The sequence below is a fragment of the Micromonospora parva genome, assembly GCF_000718515.1.
GTDB lineage: Bacteria > Actinomycetota > Actinomycetes > Mycobacteriales > Micromonosporaceae > Micromonospora > Micromonospora parva.
In genome coordinates this window covers 11522-31957 of record NZ_JNZS01000013.1, presented here as the reverse complement: position 1 = coordinate 31957, position 20436 = coordinate 11522, and the positions used below count along the sequence as shown (strand labels likewise).

Genomic DNA, 20436 nt, shown 5'->3' with positions numbered 1-20436 from the left:
GCTCAGCTTCGCGCTGCGCCGAGCTGGCCGGACCACCGCCGGAACAGGGTGTGTGGGACGCCGAGGGCGTCCAGCACCTTGCCGGCCACGAAGTCGACCAGTTGCTGCGCGCTGGCCGCCGCGCCGGCACCGTAGAAGCCGGGGCTGGCCGGCAGCACCACAGCGCCCGCGTCGTGCAGCGCGATGAGGTGTTCCAGGTGACTGCGGGTCACCGGTGTCTCCCGGGGCACCAGCACCACGGGTCGGCGTTCCTTGAGGTTGACCTCGGCGGCGCGCTGCAACAGGTCCTTGGAGAGCCCGATCGCGACGCCCGCGCAGGCCGCCGTGCTGGCCGGGACGACGGCCATCCCGCGTACCCGGTAGGAGCCGCTGCTCGGCCCGGCGGCCAGGTCACCGGCCGGCCAGTGCCGGACATCCGCAGAGGTCAGGTCCCGGCCGAGCCAGGCGGCGAGGTCCTCGGCCCAGTGCCCGTCACGGAAGGGCCGGCCGGTCTCGTCGAGCACTGTGAGTCGTGCCGCCCGGGACACGATCAGGTCCACCGGCTCGCCCGCGTCGAGCAGCCCGCCGATGACGGCCGCCGCGTACGGCGTACCGGAGGCACCGGAGACCCCGACCACCCATGGTTCCCGCATACCCCCAGCCTGCCTGGTCCGGCTGGTCCGCCGGTGGGCACCCCCGGGGTCGGTACGGTCCGACATGTCGGGCGGGGCACCTGTGCCTCCCGCCGACCTGACATGCTGCGGCTGGCGATTCGCACCGGAACCATCTCGTAGAGGAGGCATCGGTGACGACCGGCGAGATCCTCCGGGCGCTGCGTGCCGAATGTCCGATCCCGTCCCAGCTGCCCGCACACGCCGACCGGGTGCAGGGCTGGCTGCTCGATCTGCTGCCCGAGCTTGGCCTGCCACTGGACGACGCCGCGCTGCGCCGGCTGTCCCGGGGGGCCTTCGCCCGGTACGCCGGGCGGCTCTACCCCGGGGCGACCGAAGCCGACCTGCGGGTGCTGACCGCGCTGTTCACCTGGTTCTTCCTGGTCGACGACGCCTGCGACGGGCCGAACCGGTTGACTCCGGAGCAGATCCGGGCGTTGCGCAACGGCACCCTGGCACTGCTGCACGACGGCGCCCGGCTGCGGCAGACCGGGCTGAGCGGGCCGCTGCGGCGACTGCTGGTGCTGGCGTGGCGGGAGCCGCGCCGCCGGATGCCGGCCCGGTGGCGGCTGCGCTTCGCCGACGCGGTGGCCCGACACCTCGACGGCACCTGGCAGGAGGCGGTCAACAAGGAGACCGGCCGCCGCCCGAGCGTCGACGAGTACGTCGAGCTGCGTCGGGCGACGTCGGCGGCGGAGGTGTCGTACCCGCTCGTGGAGTTCGTCAGCGGCCGACCGTTGCCCGACCCGGTCTACCACCACCCGCTGCTGCGTCAGATCGCCCGCACCGGCAACGACCTGCTCTCCTGGTACAACGACCTGGCCTCGCTGGACCGGGACCGGACGACCGCCGGCGGGCACAATCTGGTCCTCGCCCTGCAGGCCGAGCTCGACCTGCCGGAGGCGGAGGCGGTCGAACGCGCGGCCGAGCACTGGCGGGAGGCGATGCGACGTTTCGTCGCGCTGCGCGCCGCGGTGCCGTCGTTCGGTCCGGCGTTGGACAGGGCGGTCGCCGACCATCTCGACGGGGTCGCGTACGCCGTGCGCGGGACCATCGACTGGACCTTCGAGAGCGCCCGCTACCCCGTCAGCGCCGCACCACCAGCCCCGGAGCCGTAGGCCGGGCCGGATCACCCAGCCCCAGACCCATCGGCCGGGCCGGATCACCCGACCTCAGGGCCGCAGGCCGAGCCGGATCACCAGGTCGAGCAGGGCGAAGAGGAACAGCGCGATGCCGACGAACCCGTTGGCGGTGAAGAACGCCCGGTTGACCTTGCTGAGGTCGGTCGGGGTGACCACCAGGTGCTGGTAACCGAACGCCACAGCTGTCAACGCCAGCCCGATCCACCAGAGCCAGCCGAGGCCGATCAACGCGCCGAACCAGATGAACAGCGCGAACGTCACCACGTGCGCGACCGTGGAGGCGTGCAGCGCGAAACGCCGACCGTAGCGGGCGGGCACGCTGTGCACGCCGATCTCCCGGTCGATCTCCGAGTCCTGGCAGGCGTAGATCAGGTCGAAGCCGCCGATCCACAGGCCCACGGCCGCGCCGAGCAGCCAGGCCGGCCCGGAGCCGTCCAGGGTGCCGGTGACCGCCAGCCAGGCGCCGACCGGGCCGACCGCCTGGGCGATCCCGAGGATGGCGTGCGGCCAGTTGGTGAACCGCTTGGCGTACGGGTAGACGACCAGCGGCACCACGGCGAGCGGCGCGAGCACCAGGCAGAGCGGGTTGAGCAGGGCGGCAGCGACGAGGAAGACCACCAGTGCGACGGCCGCGCCGGTCCAGGCCGTCCGCACGCTCACCGCTCCGGTGACCAGTTCCCGTCCGGCGGTACGCGGGTTCCGCGCGTCGATCTTGCGGTCGAGGATCCGGTTGGCGGCCATCGCGAACGTCCGCGCCCCGACCATCGCCACGGTGATCAGCAGCAGGTCGAGCCACCGTACCCGCCCGCCGTTGATCTGCATGGCGGTCAGCGCGGAGAGGAACGCGAACGGCAGCGCGAACACGGAGTGCTCGACGGCGACGAGCTTCAGGAAGGACTTGGTCCGGCCCGGCTTCGCCGCCGGTGCGTCGAGGACGGCCATCAGATCCCGTACTCCTTCCAGCGCTTGTCGACCAGGGCCGTGACCTCGGGCGCCATGCTCATCTCCTCGGGCCAACCACGGGTGTAGCCCTCGGTGGGCAGCTTGCGGGTCGCGTCGACGCCAGCCTTGCCGCCCCAGAACTGCTGGTACGACGAGTGGTCGAGGTGGTCCACCGGACCCTCGGTGAGCAACAGGTCGCGGGCGTAGTCGACGTTGCCGAAGGCCCGGAAGGCGACCTCGTTGTAGTCGTGCACGTCGCAGTCCTCGTCGACGATCACGATCAGCTTGGTCAACGACATCAGGTGCGCGCCCCAGATCGCGTTCATCACCTTCTGCGCGTGCTTCGGGTAGCGCTTGCGGATGGAGACGATCGCGCAGTTGTGGAAGACGCCGGCGGCCGGCAGGTCGTAGTCGACGATGTCCGGGATCATCAGCTTGAGCAGCGGCTGGAAGATCCGCTCGGTGGCCTTGCCGAGGCCGTGGTCCTCCTGCGGCGGCTTCGAGGTGACGATCGAGTGGTAGACCGGCTTCCGCTGCATGGTCATCGCCTCGATGTGCAGCACGGGGAACGGCTCGACCGGCGTGTAGAAGCCGGTGTGGTCGCCGAACGGCCCCTCGGGCAGCCGCTCACCGGGCTCCAGGTAGCCCTCCAGCACGATCTGCGCGTGCGCCGGCACCTGCAACGGCACGGTGAGGCAGTCGACCATCTCCACCCGCTCGCCGCGCAGGAACCCAGCGAACAGGTACTCGTCGATGTCACTGGGCAGAGGCGCGCTGGCCGCGTACGAGACGACCGGGTCGCAGCCGATCGCGACCGCGACCGGCAGGCGCTGCCCGAGCCGCTCGGCGACCGCGTGGTGTGCCGTCGAGTCCTTGTGGATCTGCCAGTGCATGCCCAGGGTGTTGCGGCCGTGCTGCTGGAGCCGGTAGAGGCCCAGGTTGCGCTTGCCGGTCTCCGGGTGCTTGGTGTGGGTCAGCCCGTAGTTGTGGAAGATCCCGCCGTCGTCCGGCCAGACCTGCAACCCCGGCAGTCGGTTGAGGTCGACATCGTCGCCCCGGTAGACGACCTCCTGGCAGGGCGCGGTCTTCACCTTGCGCGGCGGCAACGACTTGAGCTGCATGACCTTGCCGAGGCCCTCGCGGATGCCGGACCAGCCAACCGGCAACTCCGGCTTGATCATCGCGCCGATCCGGGCACCGATCTCGTCCAGCGTGTCGACGCCGAGCGCCATCGCCATCCGCTTCTCGGTGCCGAAGAGGTTGATCGCCACCGGCATCTCGCCCCGGGTCGGACGCTCGAAGAGCAGCGCCGGGCCGCCGGCCCGCACCGTGCGGGTGACCACCTCGCTGATCTCCAGGGTCGGATCAACCGGGACGTCGATCCGGCGCAACTCCCCCGCGCGCTCCAGCGCCGCGATGAAGTCCTTGAGATCGGTGTACGGGAAGCCACGAGCCGCCATGTCGCCCAGTCTCCCGCACCGGCTCCCACCCGGCCCAAGCCGGGTGCTGTGACGCGCGCGATGGCCGCCACGGCGAGCCCGGTGCGGACGGCGCGGCGTGCCTAGATCCACTCGGCTTTCAGGAAGTCGGGGTGTCCTGCGCCTGGAGATAGGCCGACTTTCTGAAAGCCGAGTGGATCAAGACCCGGCGCATGTGCGGGCTGCCGGCGCCCAGGCGTGGGCGGCCAGCGGCGGGTCGAGCGGTGCCCGGGTGAGTCGGTTGGCGAAGGTGGACATGGTGTACGCGCCGACGCCGAGCACCACGTCCAGTGCGTGCCGGGGCTGGTATCCGGCGGTCAGGAAGTCGTCCAGCTCGTGGTCGGGCACCGCGCCCCGGTGGTCGAGCACGGCCAGCGTGAACCGGCGCAGCGCCTCCAGTCGCGGCTCGGGCAGTACCGAGCCGGCCCGCAGCGCGGCGATCAGCTCGGGAGTCGCGCCGAGCTGGGTGAGCTTGCCGGTGTGCAGGGCGACGCAGAAGTGGCATTCGTGACTGGTGGAGACCGTCAGGATGACCACCTCCCGGTCCAGCGGGGCGAGGTCGGTCTGCTCGAAGCCCGCGCTGGCGGCGAGGAAGCCGGTGAGCAACTGTGGCGAATCGGCCATCAGTGCCACCGGGGTGGGCAGCCAGCCGAACCGGCCGCTTACTCCCTCGATGGACCGGCGGGCGGCGGCGGGGGCGGTCTCAGCGGTGTGGGCGGTGAAGACGGACATGGTTACCTGCTTTCCAGGGCTTGGTTCGGGGACGGTACGATAGTCAACGTGGTTGACGAAATAGTAAACGTGGTTGTCGAACATGGCAACCCCTGATCCCGCGCGGCCCGGCTTCGCGCTACCGCTGTTGCTGCTGGCCGGCTTCCGGACGCTGATCGACGACCTGCACGCCGAACTGGCCCGGGAGGGGCATCCGGAGCTACGACCGCTGCACGGGTTCGTGCTCCAGGCCGTCGGTGCGGACGGCACCACCGCCACCGAGTTGGGCCAACGGCTGGGCATCTCCAAACAGGCGGCGGGCAAGACCGTCGACCGGCTGGTCGCCGTGGGATACCTGGAGCGGGCCGACGACCCCGCCGACGCCCGACGCCGGCTGGTGCGGGTCACGCCGCGCGGCGCCGACGGGCTACGCCGCTCGGCCGAGATCTTCGACCGGCTGCGGGCACAGTGGGCCGACACCCTCGGCCCTCAACGGGTCACCGCGATGGAGGACGACCTCACCACGATGGCCGCGGCCAACTGGTTCCGGCTCGACGTGCCCGGCTGGTTCGGCGGCTGATCGCCCGCAGCCGTGCGGGGCTGCCCGACAACCGGTGGGCGGGCGAACTGACCGAAGGCGTCCGCCCAGGTGGAGGGGCCGTTGCGGTGTTGCTGACCGGTGCTGCGGGCACCCGACCGTGTCCCGTTTCGACGGAGATCACGCCCCTGCTCGGCCGATCAGAAACTGTCACAGGCGATCCCTAAGATCATGGATGCCGGTCGGGTCCGGGGTGTTGCAGACCTGACGTCTTCCGATCGGCTCACCCCTCAGCAAGGAGATCAATGAGATCTGTGCGCGTTGCCCGTGGTCGGCTTCTGCGTGGCGTGACAGCGCTGCTCGTCGGCACCGCAGCAGTCGGTGTGGCGGCTGGCCCGGCTGCGGCCGAGGACGACCCCGGCTGGGTCAGCGGATGGCTTGATGACGTCACCGTCGGCGGCCCCGGCGCTCCCGGCCGCACGATGCCGCTGACCCTGACCAGCACCGGGGCCAGCCAGCCCCGGGTGACCATCGACCTGACCGGCCTGGCGGGCGTGGCCACCGCCGCCTTCCCCGACTTCTGCGTCACCGAGGGCACCTCGGTGACCTGCCCGATGCCGCCGACCGCCGTCGACGAGTTCGGCACGCTCACCGGCACCGTGCCGGTGGTGTTCCGGCCCGCGCCCGGCGCCCTCGACGGCGCGAGCGGCACCCTCGACTACACGCCGCTCGGCGAGCAGACCGAGGCGTACACCCAGCAGGCGACCGTCACCGTGCGATCCGGGCCCAACCTGCTCGACCTGGTCGACGAGACCGTGACCGGCGTGCAGGTGGGCGACACCCTTCCCGTCCCGGTGGCCGTGGTCAACGCCGGCGACCAGCCGGCCGTGGACCTGCGGCTCACCATGCGCTTCCCGGTGGGCCTGGTGCCGACCAGCTACCGCAACTGCCGGTACGGCACCGACCAGGTGCTCGCCACCGTGGTCGTCTGCACCGTGCGCGGCACGTTCGCGCCCGGCCAGCGGCACGAGCTGCGGGACGGGTTCGCGACCACTGTCGGCCCGGCGACCCTCGGCAGCAAGCGGATCACCCAGGCCGTGCAACCGCTGGCCAGCGCCGGCCCGCTCCCCAGTGGAGTGAAGCTCCGGAGCCGCGACGCCGACCAGGCGCTACGGCTACGCGCGGTGGGCGCACCGCTCGACGTGCTGCCGGCCGAGGCGACGCGGGCCGAAGGCCAGACCTACCTGCGGGGCGTGCACGGCGCCTTCGACATCGTCGCGAAGGGCGCGGCCGTCACCGGAGCCGTCGGTGACACCGTGCGGGTCACCGTGGGCCTGCGCAACAAGGGTCCGGGCGTGCCGGACGGCAGCCTCTCCGGCGAGGGCGTCGGAGCCTTCCTCTTCGTCCCGCCCGCCGGGGTCACCGTGCTCGCCGCCCCGTCCGACTGCTGGCTGAACGGCGACGAGGAAGAGCCCGAGACCGTCCCGGCAACCTGGTACTGCAACGGACCGGGGTCGGTCTTCCCGGCCGGCACGACTCACAAGGTCGGGTTCGACCTGCGGATCGACACCCTCTCCGGGGCCCCCGGCAAGGTTGAGCCGTTCCAGCGCTACCCCCGGGTGGACGACAACCCGAACAACGACGTCGCCCCCGTGACGGTGAGCTGAGCACCGCACCAGAACGACGCGGGCCGGTCACGGATGATCCGTGACCGGCCCGCATCGCGTAGCCAGGTCAGTGATGACCCGGCGGACGGTCGGCGGGTACGGCGGTCACGAGGATCCGGCGGATGGTCAGTGGGTGCGGGCCAGCTCGACGAAGGCCCGCCACGCGGCCGGGGTGAAGGTCAGCAGGCCGCCGTCGCGGTCCTTGGAATCGCGGACGTGCACCCGGCCGGGCAGGTTGTCGGCGACCTCGACACATGCGCCGGCGTCGTTGCCGCTCCGGGTGGACTTGTGCCAACGGGCTCCGGTCAGATCCATGGCTTCACGATCTCCTCGAGCAGGTCGATCGACTGCTGCCGGGGCAGCGCGTCACTGCGCAGACTCTCCCACCTTCCGAGTAGGGTCGCCACCTCGTTGATGTCGTCCACGGCAGTGCCACCGGTCTGGTTGTCGAGGAAGCCGAGCCAGCTGCCGTCGGCGGTGCGGCCGAGGATGAACGGCCCGAAGAGACCCGCGTGCAGCCCCACCCCCTGCGGCAGCACATGCACCCTGATGTGCGGACGGCGGGCGCACGCCACCAGGTGTCGGAGCTGCCCGGCCAGCACCCCGGCGCAGCCCTCCGCGAAACGCTGGAGCGCCGCCTCGTCAATCACGGCGGTGAGCTGCGGCGGGTGCTCCCGGTCGAGGATCGTCTGCCGCTCCAACCGGGCCGCCACCAACTCCTCGATGCGATCGGCGGTGAGGCCCAGGTCGAGCCGGAACACCGCCCGGGCGTAGTCGGCGGTCTGCAACAGCCCGGGAATCATCGTCGCGCCGAAGCAGCGCAGCTGGCTGGCGACCCGTTCGACCTCCAGCCAGGGGCGGAACCAGACCGGTTCGCCGTCGCGCCGGCCCAGCTCGCGCAGCGAGACCAGCAGGCCGCCGGTGTCGAGCACCTCGTCGGCCCGGGTCAGGTACGCCTCGTTGGGCGCCGCCTGCCCCAGCTCGACCGCCGACACCATCGACGGCGAGTAGTGCGCCCGTTTGCCGTACTCCTCCTGAGTCAGCCCAGCCGCAAGCCGGGACCGTCGAAGCTGCTCCCGGATCAGCGCCGCCGTGGACACCACTGAGGTCACTGCGTCCCACCTTCCGCCGCGAACGTTGGGTAACCGGACCCACCTGCGCACGGTAGCGATCCCTCAACACTGCGTCATCCCCTGACACTCATATCGGGGTGACGACCGCCTGGCTCGACGACAGTCCAAGGCTCGACGGCAGTCCGGGGCTCGACGGCAGTCCGGGGGCTGGACATCCGTCAAGACCGGCGGGGACATCTCACCGTGCCTGGCCGAACGGCGGGACGCGGGAGCAGAGTGGATCCATGTCGGATGCGTACGTCGTCGGCGACCCGGACGGGTTGTCGTCCCTCCAGGTCGAGCTTCGCGACGCCATCGCCCGGGAGCTGCACGCCCAACTGGCGTTGCGCGGCGAGCGGATCGAGCTGGCCGACCTACCCGAGGTGTCCTACCAGGTGACGATCCAGGTCGAGCGGACCATCCGGGCCTCGCTACCCACCCGGTAGACGCGCGGTCCCGACAAGGCCCCGGATGGCCGACCACCCGAGCAACGCGACCTGACCCCGGCGACCGGGACCGGGACCGGCGACCGTGGGCGGGACCGGCGACCGGAACCGGGTCCGGCGACCGCGAGCGGGGCCGGTGGAACGACGCGGGCCGGTCACGGATGTTCCGTGACCGGCCCGCACCGCGTTGCGGCTGTCAGTCAAGCCCGCCGTAGGAGTGCAGGCCGGTGAAGAAGATGTTCACGCCGAAGAGGTTCATCAGCACGGTGAGGAAGCCGAGCACCGCGATCCAGGTGGCCACGTTGCGCTTCACGCTGGGCGTGGCGCGGGCGTGCAGGTAGCCGGCGTACACCACCCAGGAGATGAACGCCCAGGTCTCCTTCGGGTCCCAACCCCACGGCCGGCCCCAGGCCGCCTCGGCCCAGATGGCCCCGGCGATCACCGCGAAGGTGAAGATCGGAAACGCGAAGGCGTGCAGCGTGAAGGTCAGCCGCTCCAGGCCGGCCGCGCCGGGCAGCCGCTTGGCCAGGGTGTACGGGAAGCTCCGCTTGCCCTGCTCGTACCCGCTGCGCATCAGGAAACCGACCGCCGGCACCACACCGAACAGGAAGATGCCGGACGCGAAGACGATCGTCGAGACGTGGATGACGAACCAGTACGAGTTCAGCGCCGGCACCAGCGGCACGATCGGCACGTACAGCACCAGCTCGGCGGTGGCGACCAGCAGCACCATCACCAGGGTGAGGAAGAGCCCGAGCTTGCGCAGCGACGGCCGCTTCCAGAGCACCACCAGCCAGGCGGCGACCCCGATGAACGTCACAGTGAGCACGAACTCGTACATGTTGCCCCAGGGCATCCGGTCGGCGGCGAGCCCCCGGGTGACCAGCGCGGCCAGGTGCAGCGCGGCGGCGACAGCGGTGGCACCCACCCCGACCAGGCCCGCGAGCCGGGCCTGCCGGGCGGAACGGTCGGCCGGGGGCGACGACGGGACCGGCGCGGGCGGCGTCGGGAGGACACCACCGCCGGCACCGACCAACTCGCGCACCGGAGCCGCCGTGGCGACCCGGGTACGGGCGTTGCCCAGCGCGTACTCGACGGCATGGCCGATCATCGCGACCAGGTAGGCCAGGATCGCGAAGGTCACCAGATTGTCGGAGAGTGCGGACATCACTCGGCTCCTTCTCGCACGCCGGCCCGTTCGGCCGCTGGGTCAGCATCACCCTTGACCGCAGCGATGAGCTGGGTGAACTCGTCGGCGAACCCCGGATAGTCGGTACGCGGCAACCCGCCGACCTCCACCAAGCTACTACCGCTCGTCGGAGATCCTTCCCCGGGGTCGGCCGGCACCACCCGGAAGAACACCCGGCGGCGCTTGCCGAACAGCGAACCCATCAGCCCGACCAGCAGGACACCGCAGCTGACCAGCAGCATCGTCGAACCGGGGTCGTGCCGGATGGAGAGGGTGACGTACCGCTCGGTGCCCAGGAACTCGACTGTCGTGCCGTCGTCCAGCGTCCACTTCTCGCCCTTGCGGAGCAGTTTGGTGCCGACCTCCTTGACCTTCCCGGTCCGCACCTGCCGCTGATCGAGTTCGTAGACCGAGCCGGGGATGCCGGCGTCCAGGCCGAGGTTGCCCCGGTAGGCGACCAGGTTCAGCGCCGGGTTGCGCTCGGTCGGGTACTGCGAGCGGACGAACGGCGCCTGCTCGGGTGCCGTGGGCAGGTAGATGCCGGTGAACGCCATCTGCTGGTCCGGTGCCCGCTGGCCGGTCGCCGGGTCGACGTTGGCGTCCGGGAAGGCGGCCAACCCTTCGCTGGTCAGGCCCATGTCACCGGTGGTCAGGAACGGCTCGTCACTGATCTGGCTGTTGCCGAACCGGTCGGTGTAGCGGATCACCGGGGCGTACCCGTGGCCGAGCAGGTAGACGTTCGCGTCGTTCAACCGCAGCGGCGAGTTCACCGAGAAGTCGGCGCTGCGGGTCGGCTCGTCCGGGCCGTCAACCGTCACCGTGGCGTTGAAGAACTCCGGCTGACCGCTGTCCAGGAAGCGGGCCTGGAAGTCGTCCAGCCGCAGACAGAAGCGGGGCAGGTCGGCGCTGTCCACCCGGGGGCCGAGCTTCGCTTCGGCGTACTGCTGGCGGGTGTTGCAGAACGCGTTGTCCGCGCCGGCCACCAGCAGCCGGTTGCCGCTCCAGCCGTACCAGGAGCCCAGCGCCACGCCGATCAGCACCGCGATCAGCGAGGTGTGGAACAGCAGGTTGCCGGTCTCCTTGAGGTAGCCCTTCTCGGCGGAGACCTCGTCGCCGCGCACCTCGACGCGCCAGCGGCGCTTGCGCAGCACCTCGGCGATCGCCGCCGTGCCACCGGGCGGGGCGGGCAGCACTGTGTGCTGCGGCAGCCGGGCCATCCGCTTCGGCGCGGCCGGCGGCCGGGACCGCAGGGCGCGGATGTGGTCCCGCAGGCGGGGCGTGATGCAGCCGATCAGGGAGGTGAACAGCAGCAGGTAGATCGCGGAGAACCAGACCGAGCCGAAGACCTCGAACGCGCCGATCCGGTTCAGCCGGGGAGCCCAGTCGGGGTGGTCGACGAAGTACTGGTTGACCTTCTCCGGGCTGATCCCGCGCTGCGGCAGCACCGAGCCGGGGATGGCGGCGATCGCGAGCAGGAAGAGCAGGATCAGGGCCGTACGCATGCTGGTCAGCTGCCGCCACGAGTTGCGCAGCAGGGCCAGCAGCCGGTTCGGCCGGCGGCGCGGCGCGGGCGCCACGGTCTCCGGTCGGTCGTCGACGACCGTCATCAGATGCTCACCTCGCCCACCCCGACGGTGGTCTGCAACCAGATCACGAAGCTCTGCCATCCGCCGGTGACCAGGGCCAGGCCGATCAGGATGAGCAGGGCGCCGCCGACCCGGGTGACCCAGCGGCTGTTGCGCCGGACGGCGCGGAAGACCCCGAGCAGACGTTCGAAGCCCAGCCCGAAGACGATGAACGGTATCCCCAACCCGAGGCAGTACGCCACGGCGAGCACCACCGCGCGGTCGCTCTGCCCGCTGGTGGCGGCCATGCCCATCACCGCGCCGAGGGTGGGGCCGGTGCAGGGCACCCAGCTCAGCGCGAAGACCGCACCGAAGACCGGTGCGCCGAGCAGGCCGGCCGACGGCAGCCGGGAGATCCGGAACTCGCGTTGCAGCGCCGGGATCATCCCGAGGTAGCCCAGGCCGAGCACGATGATCAGCGCGCCGACGACGATCTCCAGCTGCCGCTCGTACTCGAAGAAGACCCGGCCGATGCCGGCGAACAGGATCGCGGTGGCGACGAAGACGACGGTGAAGCCGGCGATGAACAGCAGCGTCCCGGCGAGCACCCGGCCCTTGACCGCGCCCACCCGCGCGACCCGTTCCTTGACGGCGACACCCCCGCCGGTCGGCGCCGGGTCCGCCGCCGGTCGGCGGCCCTCCAGGTCGGCACCGGCCAGGCCGGTCACGTACGACAGGTAGCCGGGGACGAGCGGAAGCACACACGGGGACAGGAAGCTGACCAGACCGGCGAGCGCCGCCGCGGCCATGGCGAGCAGCAGCGGCCCGTCCAGCGCGAGTTGCCGGAACGTCTCGCCCATCAGTTTGGCGCCGGCTTCTCGGCGGCGATCCGTTCGACGATCGGTTGCAGGCCCTCCTGCTTGACGGCGGCCCGGATCACCGCGGCGATCCGGCCGTCCCGGTCGAGCACCACCGTCGCCGGGACGGTGTTCGGCGGGATGTCCAGGTCGAGCGCCAACCGGCTGGACGGGTCGAAGAGGCTCGGGTAGGTGACCCGCCCCTTCTCGAACGCCTTGGCCTTGTCCCGCGAGTCCTGGACGTTGACGCCGAGGAAGTCCACCCCGGAACCCTTGGTGGCCTGGTAGACGGCTTCCAGGTCGTCGGCCTCGGCGCGGCACGGCGCGCACCAGGAACCCCAGAAGTTGACCACCACCACCTGCCCGCGAGCGTCGCTGACGTCATAGCTGCCACCGAGAAGCAGCTCACCGGCGAGTTTCGGGGGCGCGGAGCGCTGGTCCGGTGCGCACTCGAAGATCCCGTCGGTGGTGGTCGTGCAGGTCTTCTCCTGCGCCTTCGACGACGTGCAGCCGACCAGCGCCACCGCGGCGACGCTGGCGAGCAGACCCGCGGTCCACCTCCGGGCGTTCATCAGGCCCCCTTGGCCGTCCGGGCGGTCGCGGAGAGAGCGATCAGGTGCGCGGCCGGCTCGCTGTAGCCGATGCCCACCACCTTCGCGCCGTCGAAGTGGAACGAGGTGAGACTCGCCAGCCCGCACTGCCGCTTACGCGGGTCGTGCCAGAGCCGCTTGCGCTCGACGTAACGGCGCAGCGTCCAGATCGGGAGCTGGTGCGACACCAGCACCGCCTCGCGGCCCTCGGCGGCGACCCGGGCGGCGTGCACGGCGGCGAACATCCGCTCGGCGATCACCCGGTACGCCTCACCCCAGGACGGGGTCACCGGGTCGCGCAACACCCACCAGTTACGCGGGTCGCGGAACGACCCGTCACCCGGGGAGACCTTCTTGCCCTCGAACCAGTTGGCGCTCTCGATCAGCCGCTCGTCCACCCCGACCGGCAGCCCGAACTGGGCGGCGATCGGCTCGGCGGTCTGCTGGGCGCGTTCCAGCGGGCTGGCCACCACGTGCACGATCTCCCGCTCGGCCAGGCCCTGCGCGGCGGCCTTGGCCATCTGGACGCCCAGCTCGGAGAGGCGGAAACCGGGCAGCCGGCCGTAGAGGATCTGGTCGGGGTTGTGCACCTCGCCGTGCCGGAGCACGTGAACCACCGTCTTACTCACCGTTGACTACCCCCCGTGACCGGCCGCTGCCGCCGCGTTCGCCGCCGTCGGCAGCGCGTCGGCGATGTGCTCCAGAGCGGCGTCGTCGATCGCCGCCGACACGAACCACGACTCGAACGCGCTGGGCGGCAGGTAGACCCCGGCGGCGAGCATCGCGTGGAAGAACGCCTTGAACGCCGGCACCTGCTGGGTGCGCGCGCTGTCGTAGTCGACCACGTCGGCGTCGGTGAAGAAGATCGAGAACATGCTGCCCGCGTACGACAGGCGGTGCGGGACCCCGGCGGCGGCCAACGCGTCGGACGCCAGCTTGCCCACGACGGTCGCCGTCTCGTCGAGGCGCTGGTACAGCGCGTCGTCGGCGAGCCGCAGGGTGGCCAGACCGGCGGCGCAGGCCAGCGGGTTACCGGACAGGGTGCCGGCCTGGTAGACCGGGCCGGCCGGCGCGAGCCGCGCCATGATGTCCGCCCGCCCGCCGAACGCCGCGGCCGGCAGGCCACCACCCATGACCTTGCCGTACGTCCACAGGTCGGCGTCGGACGCGTCGAGGCCGTGCCACCCGGCGCGGGAGACCCGGAACCCCGTCATCACCTCGTCCACCACGAGCAGGGCGCCGTGGGCGTGCGCGATCCGGGCGAGCTGCTGGTTGAAGCCGTCGCGGGGGGCCACCACGCCCATGTTGCCGGCGGCGGCCTCGGTGATCACCGCGGCGATGTGCTGGCCCTCGGCGGCGAACGCCTCCTCGACGGCCCGGATGTCGTTGTACGGCAGCACGATCGTCTCGCTGGCCGCCGCGCCGGTCACGCCGGGCGAGTCGGGCAGGCCCAGCGTGGCCACGCCGGAGCCGGCGGCGGCGAGCAGGGCGTCGACGTGACCGTGGTAGCAGCCGGCGAACTTGACGATCTTCGAGCGGCCGGTGAAGCCGCGCGCCAGCCGGATCGCCGACATGGTCGCCTCGGTGCCGGAGTTGACCAGACGGACCTGCTCGACCGGGGTGCGGGCGACGATCTCGGCCGCCAACTCCACCTCACCGGGAGTGGGCGTGCCGAAGCTGGTGCCCCGGGCCGCGGCGGCCTGGACGGCTTCCACCACCTCCGGGTGGGCGTGCCCGAGGATCAGCGGACCCCACGAGCAGACCAGGTCGACGTAGCGGCGACCGTCGGCGTCGTACAGCCACGGGCCCTCACCACGGACCATGAAGCGGGGGGTGCCGCCAACCGCCTGGAAGGCGCGCACAGGGGAGTTGACCCCGCCCGGCACGATGGCGCGGGCGCGGTCGAACAGGGCCTCGGAGGCCGGCGCGTCGGCTGGGTAGCGGCCTGGTCCGGCGGGAAAGATGTCGGTCACGATGCGGTCATTGTGACAGCGCCAGACGGCCCACCAGCAGCCACCCCGTTGTCGGGTTACCCGGCTCACCCATGACCCGCGCCCCTCGGCAGCGCCGAGAAGGGGACCCTCGTGGCCTCGACGACCATGCTCACGGCCTCGACAGGCCAGGTCGGTCGGATCGCGCTAGGCTGATCGGGTGGATCGTGCCGAACTGTCCATCACGCTACACCGGACGGGCGACGAAGCAGTGCTGCGCCTGGCCGGTGAGATCGACATGCTCACGGCGGCGCAGCTCTCCACCGTCGTCAACGAGGTGCTGGCCGACCCACCTCCGCGGATCGTGCTCGATCTCGGTGGTGTCACCTTCTGCGACTCGCAGGGTCTGGGCACCCTCGTCGTGCTCAGCCGCAAGGCCAGCCACGCGCAGAGCCTGCTGATGCTGACCCACGTGGGTGACTTCCTGATCCGCGTACTGGACATCACCGGCCTGCGCAGCGCCCTGATGATCCGCAACGACCAGCCCACCGGCTGAGCCGCCCGCCGCCTCAGGCGGTGTTGCCCCAGCGGGCCTGTTCGAGCAGCCGCACCGCCCGGTCGCGGACCTCCGGGTCGTCCGAGCGGAGCAGGGCCGTCGCCTCGTCGACGGCGTCGGTGAGCCGCCGCCACTGCGTGTCGCGCTCCCGGACCAGGTCCGACTGGGTGGCCAGCTGCCGGGTCTTCACCCACAGCTCGACGAAGACCGACACCTTGGCCCGCAGCACCCACGGGTCGAACGGCTTGGTGAGATAGTCCACCGCACCCACCTGGTAACCCCGCAGAGCGAGCTGGGCGTCCCGGTCGGCGGCGGTGAGGAAGATGATCGGCACGTGTCGGGTCCGTTCGCGGCGCTTGATGTGGCTCGCCGTCTCGAAGCCGTCCATGTCCGGCATCTGCGCGTCCAACAGGATGACCGCGAAGTCGTCCACCAGCAGCTGCTTGAGCGCCGCCTCGCCGCTCTCCACCGCCACGGACTGGACCGGCAGCCCCTGGAGGATCGCCTCCAGGGCCGTCAGATTCTGCCGCCGGTCGTCCACGAGCAGCGCTTTGGCCATCTGGGTCACGAAGTCTCCTCGGTGCGGCTGCCGTTGATCCAGGACGACATCAGCTCGATCAGGTCGTCCAGGTCGACCGGCTTGGTGATGTAGTCGCTGCCCCCGGCAGCGAGCGCCGACTCACGGTCGCCGGGCATCGCCTTCGCGGTCAGGAAGACCACCGGAAGGTCCGCGAACCGGTGGTTGCGGCGAATCTGACGGGTGGTCTCGTAACCGTCCTGGTCAGGCATCATGGCGTCCATCAGCACGATGTCCACCTCCGGGTGCTCGGCCAGCAGGCGGACACCGTCCGCCCCGTTGTCCGAGTACAGCACGGTCATCCCGTGCAGCTCCAACGCACTGGTCAGGGCGAAGACGTTGCGGACGTCGTCGTCAACGATCAGCACGGTGGCGCCGTCCAGTTGCCGGGTGGCCGGTGCCTCCGGCCGATCCGGCAACAGCTCCAGCGGCGGCATCAGCAGCGACGACGGCAGGCCGGCCCGCTGCGGGGACGGGGTCTGCGGCGCGACCACGGCGTCCGGGGCCAGCACCTGCGGCACGAACAGGGTGAACGTCGACCCCTGACCGGGCGCGGACGAGACGGTGATGGTGCCGCCGATCAGTCGGGCCAGATCGCGGCTGATCGACAGACCCAGGCCGGTGCCGCCGTACCGGCGACTTGTCGTGCCGTCGGCCTGCTGGAACGCCTCGAAGATGATCGACAACTTGTCGTCGGAGATGCCGATCCCGGTGTCGATCACGGTGAACGCGATCACCTGCTGGGCGTTCGTCAGCGCCGGGACGTCGAAGACCGCGTTCTCCGCGGCCGGGGCGATCCGCAGCGTCACCGCACCGTTGTCGGTGAACTTCACCGCGTTGGAGAGCAGGTTGCGCAGGATCTGCTGCAACCGCTGCGGGTCGGTCACCAACGCCGGCGGCAGATCCTTGCTCACCCGTACCTGGAAGTCCAGGTTCTTCTCCTCGGCCTGCGGCGCGAACGCCTGCTCGACGTAGCCGCGCAGCTCGGTGAAGCGGATCTCGGTCGGCTCGACGTCCATCCGACCCGCCTCGATCTTCGACAGGTCGAGGATGTCGTCGATCAGACGGAGCAGGTCGGAGCCGGACCCGTGGATGGTCCGGGCGAACTCGATCTGCTTCGGGCTGAGGTTCTGCTCCGAGTTCTCGGCCAGCAGACGGGCCAGCAGCAGCAACGAGTTCAGCGGGGTCCGCAGCTCGTGGCTCATGTTGGCCAGGAACTCCGACTTGTACGCCGACGCCCGGGTCAGCTGCTGCGCCTTCTCCTCCAGGCCCAGCCGGGCCAGCTCGATCTCCCGGTTCTTCGTCTCGATGTTGCCCTTCTGCTCGGACAGCAGCGTGGCCTTCTCCTCCAGCTCGGCGTTGGTGCGCTGCAACTCCGCCGACTGCTCCTGCATCTCGTGCGCCAGCCGCTGCGACTGGGCCAGCAGTTCCTCCGTACGCCGGTTGGCCTGGATGGTGTTGACGGCGATGCCGATGGTGAGCACCAGCCGCTCCAGGAACGACAGGTGCAGCTCGGAGAAGGCCGACACGCTGGCGAACTCGATCACCCCGAGCAGCTCACCCTCGAACAGGACGGGCAGCACCACCAGGTCGGACGGGGGTGTTTCGGCCAGCCCGGAGCGCAGGGTGAGCCGGCTGTTCGGGGAGGCGCTGACCCGGATGGTGCGACGGGAGAGCGCCGTCTGACCGACCAGCCCTTCACCCGGCCCGAAGGTGACGTCGTGCCCGCGCGCCACGTACCCGTACGAGGAGGTCAGCCGCAGCCGCATGCTGCCGTCGGCGTCGTCGGCCAGGAAGAAGGCACCGAGCTGGGCGTCGACCAGCGGGGTCACCTCCGTCATGATCATGCGGCAGACCTCACCGAGGTCGCGCTGGCCCTGCAACAGGCCGCCGATCCGGGCGAGGTTGGAGTCCAGCCAGCCCTGCTCGGCATTCTTCTTGGTCGTCTCCCGGAGGGTGACGATCATCTGGTTGATGTTGTCCTTCAGCTCGGCGACCTCGCCCTGCGCCTTGACCGCGATCCGCTGGGTCAGGTCGCCGCGGGTCACCGACGTGGACACCTGGGCGATGGCGCGCAACTGCGTGGTCAGCGTCGAGGCGAGCTGGTTGACGTTCTCGGTGAGGTCCCGCCAGGTGCCGGAAACCCCCTTCACCTGCGCCTGCCCGCCGAGCTTGCCCTCGATACCGACCTCGCGGGCAACCCGGGTCACCTCGTCGGCGAACGACGACAGCTGGTCGACCATGGTGTTGACAGTCGACTTCAGCTCCAGGATCTCGCCCTGGGCGTCCACCGTGATCTTCTGCGACAGGTCACCCTTCGCCACGGCGGTGGTCACCGACGCGATGTTGCGGACCTGGCTGGTCAGGTTCGACGCCATCGAGTTGACGTTGTCAGTCAGATCCCGCCAGGTGCCGGAAACGCCCTTCACCTGCGCCTGACCACCGAGCTTGCCCTCGGTGCCCACCTCACGGGCAACCCGGGTCACCTCGTCGGCGAACGACGACAACTGGTCCACCATCGTGTTGACAGTCGACTTCAGCTCCAGGATCTCGCCCCGCGCGTCCACCGTGATCTTCTGCGACAGGTCACCCTTCGCCACCGCCGTGGAGACCTGCGCGATGTTGCGCACCTGGGCGGTCAGGTTCGACGCCATCGAGTTGACGTTGTCAGTCAGATCCCGCCAGGTGCCGGCGACCCCGCGTACCTGCGCCTGGCCGCCCAGCTTGCCCTCGGTGCCCACCTCACGGGCAACCCGGGTCACCTCGTCGGCGAACGACGACAACTGATCCACCATCGTGTTGACAGTCGACTTCAGCTCCAGGATCTCGCCCCGCGCGTCCACCGTGATCTTCTGCGACAGGTCACCCTTCGCCACGGCGGTCGTCACCGACGCGATGTTGCGGACCTGGCTGGTCAGGTTCGACGCCATCGAGTTGACGTTGTCAGTCAGGTCCCGCCAGGTGCCGGAGACGCCCTTCACCTGCGCCTGACCACCCAGGTTGCCCTCGGTGCCCACCTCACGCGCGACCCGGGTCACCTCGTCGGCGAACGACGACAACTGGTCGACCATCGTGTTGACGGTGTTCTTCAGCTCCAGGATCTCGCCCTGGGCGTCCACCGTGATCTTCTGCGACAGGTCACCCTTGGCCACGGCCGTGGAGACCTGGGAGATGTTGCGGACCTGGCTGGTCAGGTTGCCGGCCAGCTGGTTGACGTTCTCGGTGAGGTCACGCCAGGTGCCGGAGACGCCGCGTACCTGGGCCTGGCCGCCCAGCTTGCCCTCGATGCCCACCTCACGCGCGACCCGGGTCACCTCGTCGGCGAACGACGACAACTGGTCCACCATCGTGTTGACGGTGTCCTTCAGCTCCAGGATCTCGCCCTGCGCCGCCACGGTGATCTTCTGCGACAGGTCACCGCGCGCCACCGCGGTGGAGACCTGCGCGATGTTACGGACCTGGGCGGTCAGGTTCGACGCCATCGAGTTGACGCTGTCGGTGAGGTCCTTCCAGGTGCCCGCCACGTTCGGCACCTCGGCCTGGCCACCCAACTTGCCCTCGGTGCCCACCTCACGGGCCACCCGGGTCACCTGCTCGGCGAAGAGCCGCAGGGTGTCGGTGAGGTAGTTCATCGTGGCGGCCAGCTCGGCGACCTCACCCCGCGCGCCGACAGTGATCTTCTGCGACAGGTCACCCTTCGCCACCGCCGTCGCCACCTGCGAGATCGACCGCACCTGGCCGGTCAGGTTCGACGCCATGGTGTTCACCGAGTCGGTGAGGTCCTTCCAGGTGCCGGCGACGCCCCGCACGTCGGCCTGGCCGCCCAGCTTGCCCTCGGTGCCCACCTCACGGGCCACCCGGGTCACCTCGTCGGCGAACGACGACAACTGGTCCACCATCGTGTTCACGGTGCGCCCGATGCGCAGGTACTCACCGCGCAGCGGCCGACCGTCGATCTCCAACGCCATGTGCTGGGACAGGTCACCGTCGGCCACCGCCACGATCACCCGGGCGATCTCGGTGGTGGGTCGACCCAGGTCGTCGATCAGCGAGTTGATCGCCCGCTGCCCCTCCGCCCAGGAGCCGTCCAGCCCCTCGTCGTCGAGCCGCTCGGTGAGCCGGCCGTCGCGGCCGACGATCCGGCTGATCCGCCGCAGGTCCAGGTACTGCCGTTCCTGGAGCGAGACCACCTCGTTGAAGGCGTCCGCCACCTCGCCCGCCTTGCCGGCGCGGCGGGGAAGCCGGACCTTCAGGTCGCCGCGACCGATCCGTCGCAGGGCCTCGGTCAACTCGCCGAGGAGCGCCTCGTGGTCGGGCGCGGACGGATCCGCGAACGACTGCTTCGCCGTGGTCATCATTCCTCGCTCAACTTGGGGGCGCCGGTCCGTGCGGACACGCCGGCACCCCATATTGTGCCCGCGCACGCCGTGGTGCCAGGGTGCGCGACCCGCCAGATCACATCGATCGCCCCGCCGAGCCGCCCGA

General features: G+C 70.6%; 19 protein-coding genes. 5 read left to right on the top strand and 14 right to left on the bottom strand.

All coding sequences use genetic code 11. The features are described from left to right. Window positions 1-2 precede the first annotated feature (2 nt). Entirely contained in the window at window positions 3-632 is a 630-nt protein-coding gene (locus IF22_RS0119580; RefSeq protein WP_030334042.1) for a UbiX family flavin prenyltransferase, read from the bottom strand. 152 nt (window positions 633-784) lie between these two features. Here IF22_RS0119580 and IF22_RS0119575 point away from each other — a divergent pair, with 152 nt between their 5' ends. Next, a complete protein-coding gene (locus IF22_RS0119575; protein ID WP_030334039.1) occupies window positions 785-1768 on the top strand; it encodes a terpene synthase family protein in 984 nt (327 codons plus the stop codon). Between the two features lie 54 nt (window positions 1769-1822). Here IF22_RS0119575 and mqnP read toward each other — a convergent pair whose 3' ends face one another. From mqnP to IF22_RS0119560, 3 genes are all read right to left on the bottom strand, one after another. After that, window positions 1823-2734 carry a menaquinone biosynthesis prenyltransferase MqnP gene (gene mqnP / locus IF22_RS0119570; RefSeq protein WP_030334038.1) on the bottom strand — a complete coding sequence of 304 codons (912 nt, stop codon included), beginning with the start codon at window positions 2732-2734 and terminating at the stop codon, window positions 1823-1825. Beyond that, window positions 2734-4194 (bottom strand): menaquinone biosynthesis decarboxylase, encoded by a 1461-nt coding sequence (locus IF22_RS0119565; RefSeq protein WP_030334033.1) that lies wholly within the window; start codon window positions 4192-4194, stop codon window positions 2734-2736. Before IF22_RS0119565 ends, mqnP begins: the two co-directional genes overlap by 1 nt. 177 nt (window positions 4195-4371) lie before the next feature. Beyond that, entirely contained in the window at window positions 4372-4944 is a 573-nt protein-coding gene (locus IF22_RS0119560; protein ID WP_030334031.1) for a carboxymuconolactone decarboxylase family protein, read from the bottom strand. Between the two features lie 82 nt (window positions 4945-5026). Between IF22_RS0119560 and IF22_RS0119555 the strand changes: the two genes are divergently transcribed. Further along, complete coding sequence (locus IF22_RS0119555; RefSeq protein ID WP_030334029.1) at window positions 5027-5503, top strand: MarR family winged helix-turn-helix transcriptional regulator; 477 nt, start codon at window positions 5027-5029, stop codon at window positions 5501-5503. Window positions 5504-5766: 263 nt separating this feature from the next. Then, on the top strand, window positions 5767-7128 hold the full coding sequence (locus IF22_RS0119550; RefSeq protein WP_156057689.1) for a COG1361 family protein: 1362 nt from the start codon (window positions 5767-5769) through the stop codon (window positions 7126-7128). 126 nt (window positions 7129-7254) lie between these two features. Here IF22_RS0119550 and IF22_RS0119545 read toward each other — a convergent pair whose 3' ends face one another. Together IF22_RS0119545 and IF22_RS0119540 are read right to left on the bottom strand one after the other, a co-directional pair. Next, window positions 7255-7437: a DUF397 domain-containing protein gene (locus tag IF22_RS0119545; protein ID WP_030334025.1), complete on the bottom strand. Its 183-nt coding sequence runs from the start codon at window positions 7435-7437 to the stop codon at window positions 7255-7257. Beyond that, window positions 7434-8240 (bottom strand): helix-turn-helix domain-containing protein, encoded by an 807-nt coding sequence (locus IF22_RS0119540; protein WP_030334023.1) that lies wholly within the window; start codon window positions 8238-8240, stop codon window positions 7434-7436. The genes IF22_RS0119545 and IF22_RS0119540 overlap by 4 nt, the downstream gene beginning before the upstream one ends. 245 nt (window positions 8241-8485) lie before the next feature. Between IF22_RS0119540 and IF22_RS0119535 the strand changes: the two genes are divergently transcribed. Continuing rightward, the gene (locus tag IF22_RS0119535) at window positions 8486-8686 is read left to right on the top strand and encodes a hypothetical protein (RefSeq protein WP_030334021.1); all 201 of its coding nucleotides are present in this window, start codon (window positions 8486-8488) and stop codon (window positions 8684-8686) included. Window positions 8687-8882: 196 nt separating this feature from the next. On the opposite strand, the gene ccsB is transcribed toward IF22_RS0119535, so the two are convergent. From ccsB to hemL, 6 genes are read right to left on the bottom strand one after another with little or no spacing between them, the layout of a single operon-like run. Next, window positions 8883-9854, bottom strand: a complete 972-nt coding sequence (gene ccsB / locus IF22_RS0119530) for a c-type cytochrome biogenesis protein CcsB (protein WP_030334019.1) — start codon at window positions 9852-9854, stop codon at window positions 8883-8885. Next, window positions 9854-11482 (bottom strand): cytochrome c biogenesis protein ResB, encoded by a 1629-nt coding sequence (resB, locus tag IF22_RS0119525; protein ID WP_030334018.1) that lies wholly within the window; start codon window positions 11480-11482, stop codon window positions 9854-9856. Before resB ends, ccsB begins: the two co-directional genes overlap by 1 nt. Continuing rightward, a complete protein-coding gene (locus IF22_RS0119520) occupies window positions 11482-12300 on the bottom strand; it encodes a cytochrome c biogenesis CcdA family protein (protein WP_030334017.1) in 819 nt (272 codons plus the stop codon). The genes resB and IF22_RS0119520 overlap by 1 nt, the downstream gene beginning before the upstream one ends. Next, window positions 12300-12869, bottom strand: a complete 570-nt coding sequence (locus IF22_RS0119515) for a TlpA family protein disulfide reductase (protein ID WP_030334016.1) — start codon at window positions 12867-12869, stop codon at window positions 12300-12302. Before IF22_RS0119515 ends, IF22_RS0119520 begins: the two co-directional genes overlap by 1 nt. Beyond that, window positions 12869-13516, bottom strand: a complete 648-nt coding sequence (locus IF22_RS0119510) for a histidine phosphatase family protein (RefSeq protein WP_030334015.1) — start codon at window positions 13514-13516, stop codon at window positions 12869-12871. The genes IF22_RS0119515 and IF22_RS0119510 overlap by 1 nt, the downstream gene beginning before the upstream one ends. A 6-nt stretch (window positions 13517-13522) precedes the next feature. Beyond that, window positions 13523-14860, bottom strand: a complete 1338-nt coding sequence (gene hemL / locus IF22_RS0119505) for a glutamate-1-semialdehyde 2,1-aminomutase (RefSeq protein ID WP_030334014.1) — start codon at window positions 14858-14860, stop codon at window positions 13523-13525. Window positions 14861-15038: 178 nt separating this feature from the next. Between hemL and IF22_RS0119500 the strand changes: the two genes are divergently transcribed. After that, on the top strand, window positions 15039-15374 hold the full coding sequence (locus IF22_RS0119500; RefSeq protein ID WP_007454492.1) for an STAS domain-containing protein: 336 nt from the start codon (window positions 15039-15041) through the stop codon (window positions 15372-15374). A 13-nt stretch (window positions 15375-15387) separates the two neighbouring features. Here IF22_RS0119500 and IF22_RS0119495 read toward each other — a convergent pair whose 3' ends face one another. Continuing rightward, complete coding sequence (locus IF22_RS0119495; protein WP_030334012.1) at window positions 15388-15942, bottom strand: response regulator; 555 nt, start codon at window positions 15940-15942, stop codon at window positions 15388-15390. After that, on the bottom strand, window positions 15939-20306 hold the full coding sequence (locus IF22_RS0119490; protein WP_030334010.1) for a HAMP domain-containing protein: 4368 nt from the start codon (window positions 20304-20306) through the stop codon (window positions 15939-15941). The genes IF22_RS0119495 and IF22_RS0119490 overlap by 4 nt, the downstream gene beginning before the upstream one ends. Between the last annotated feature and the right edge of the window lie 130 nt (window positions 20307-20436).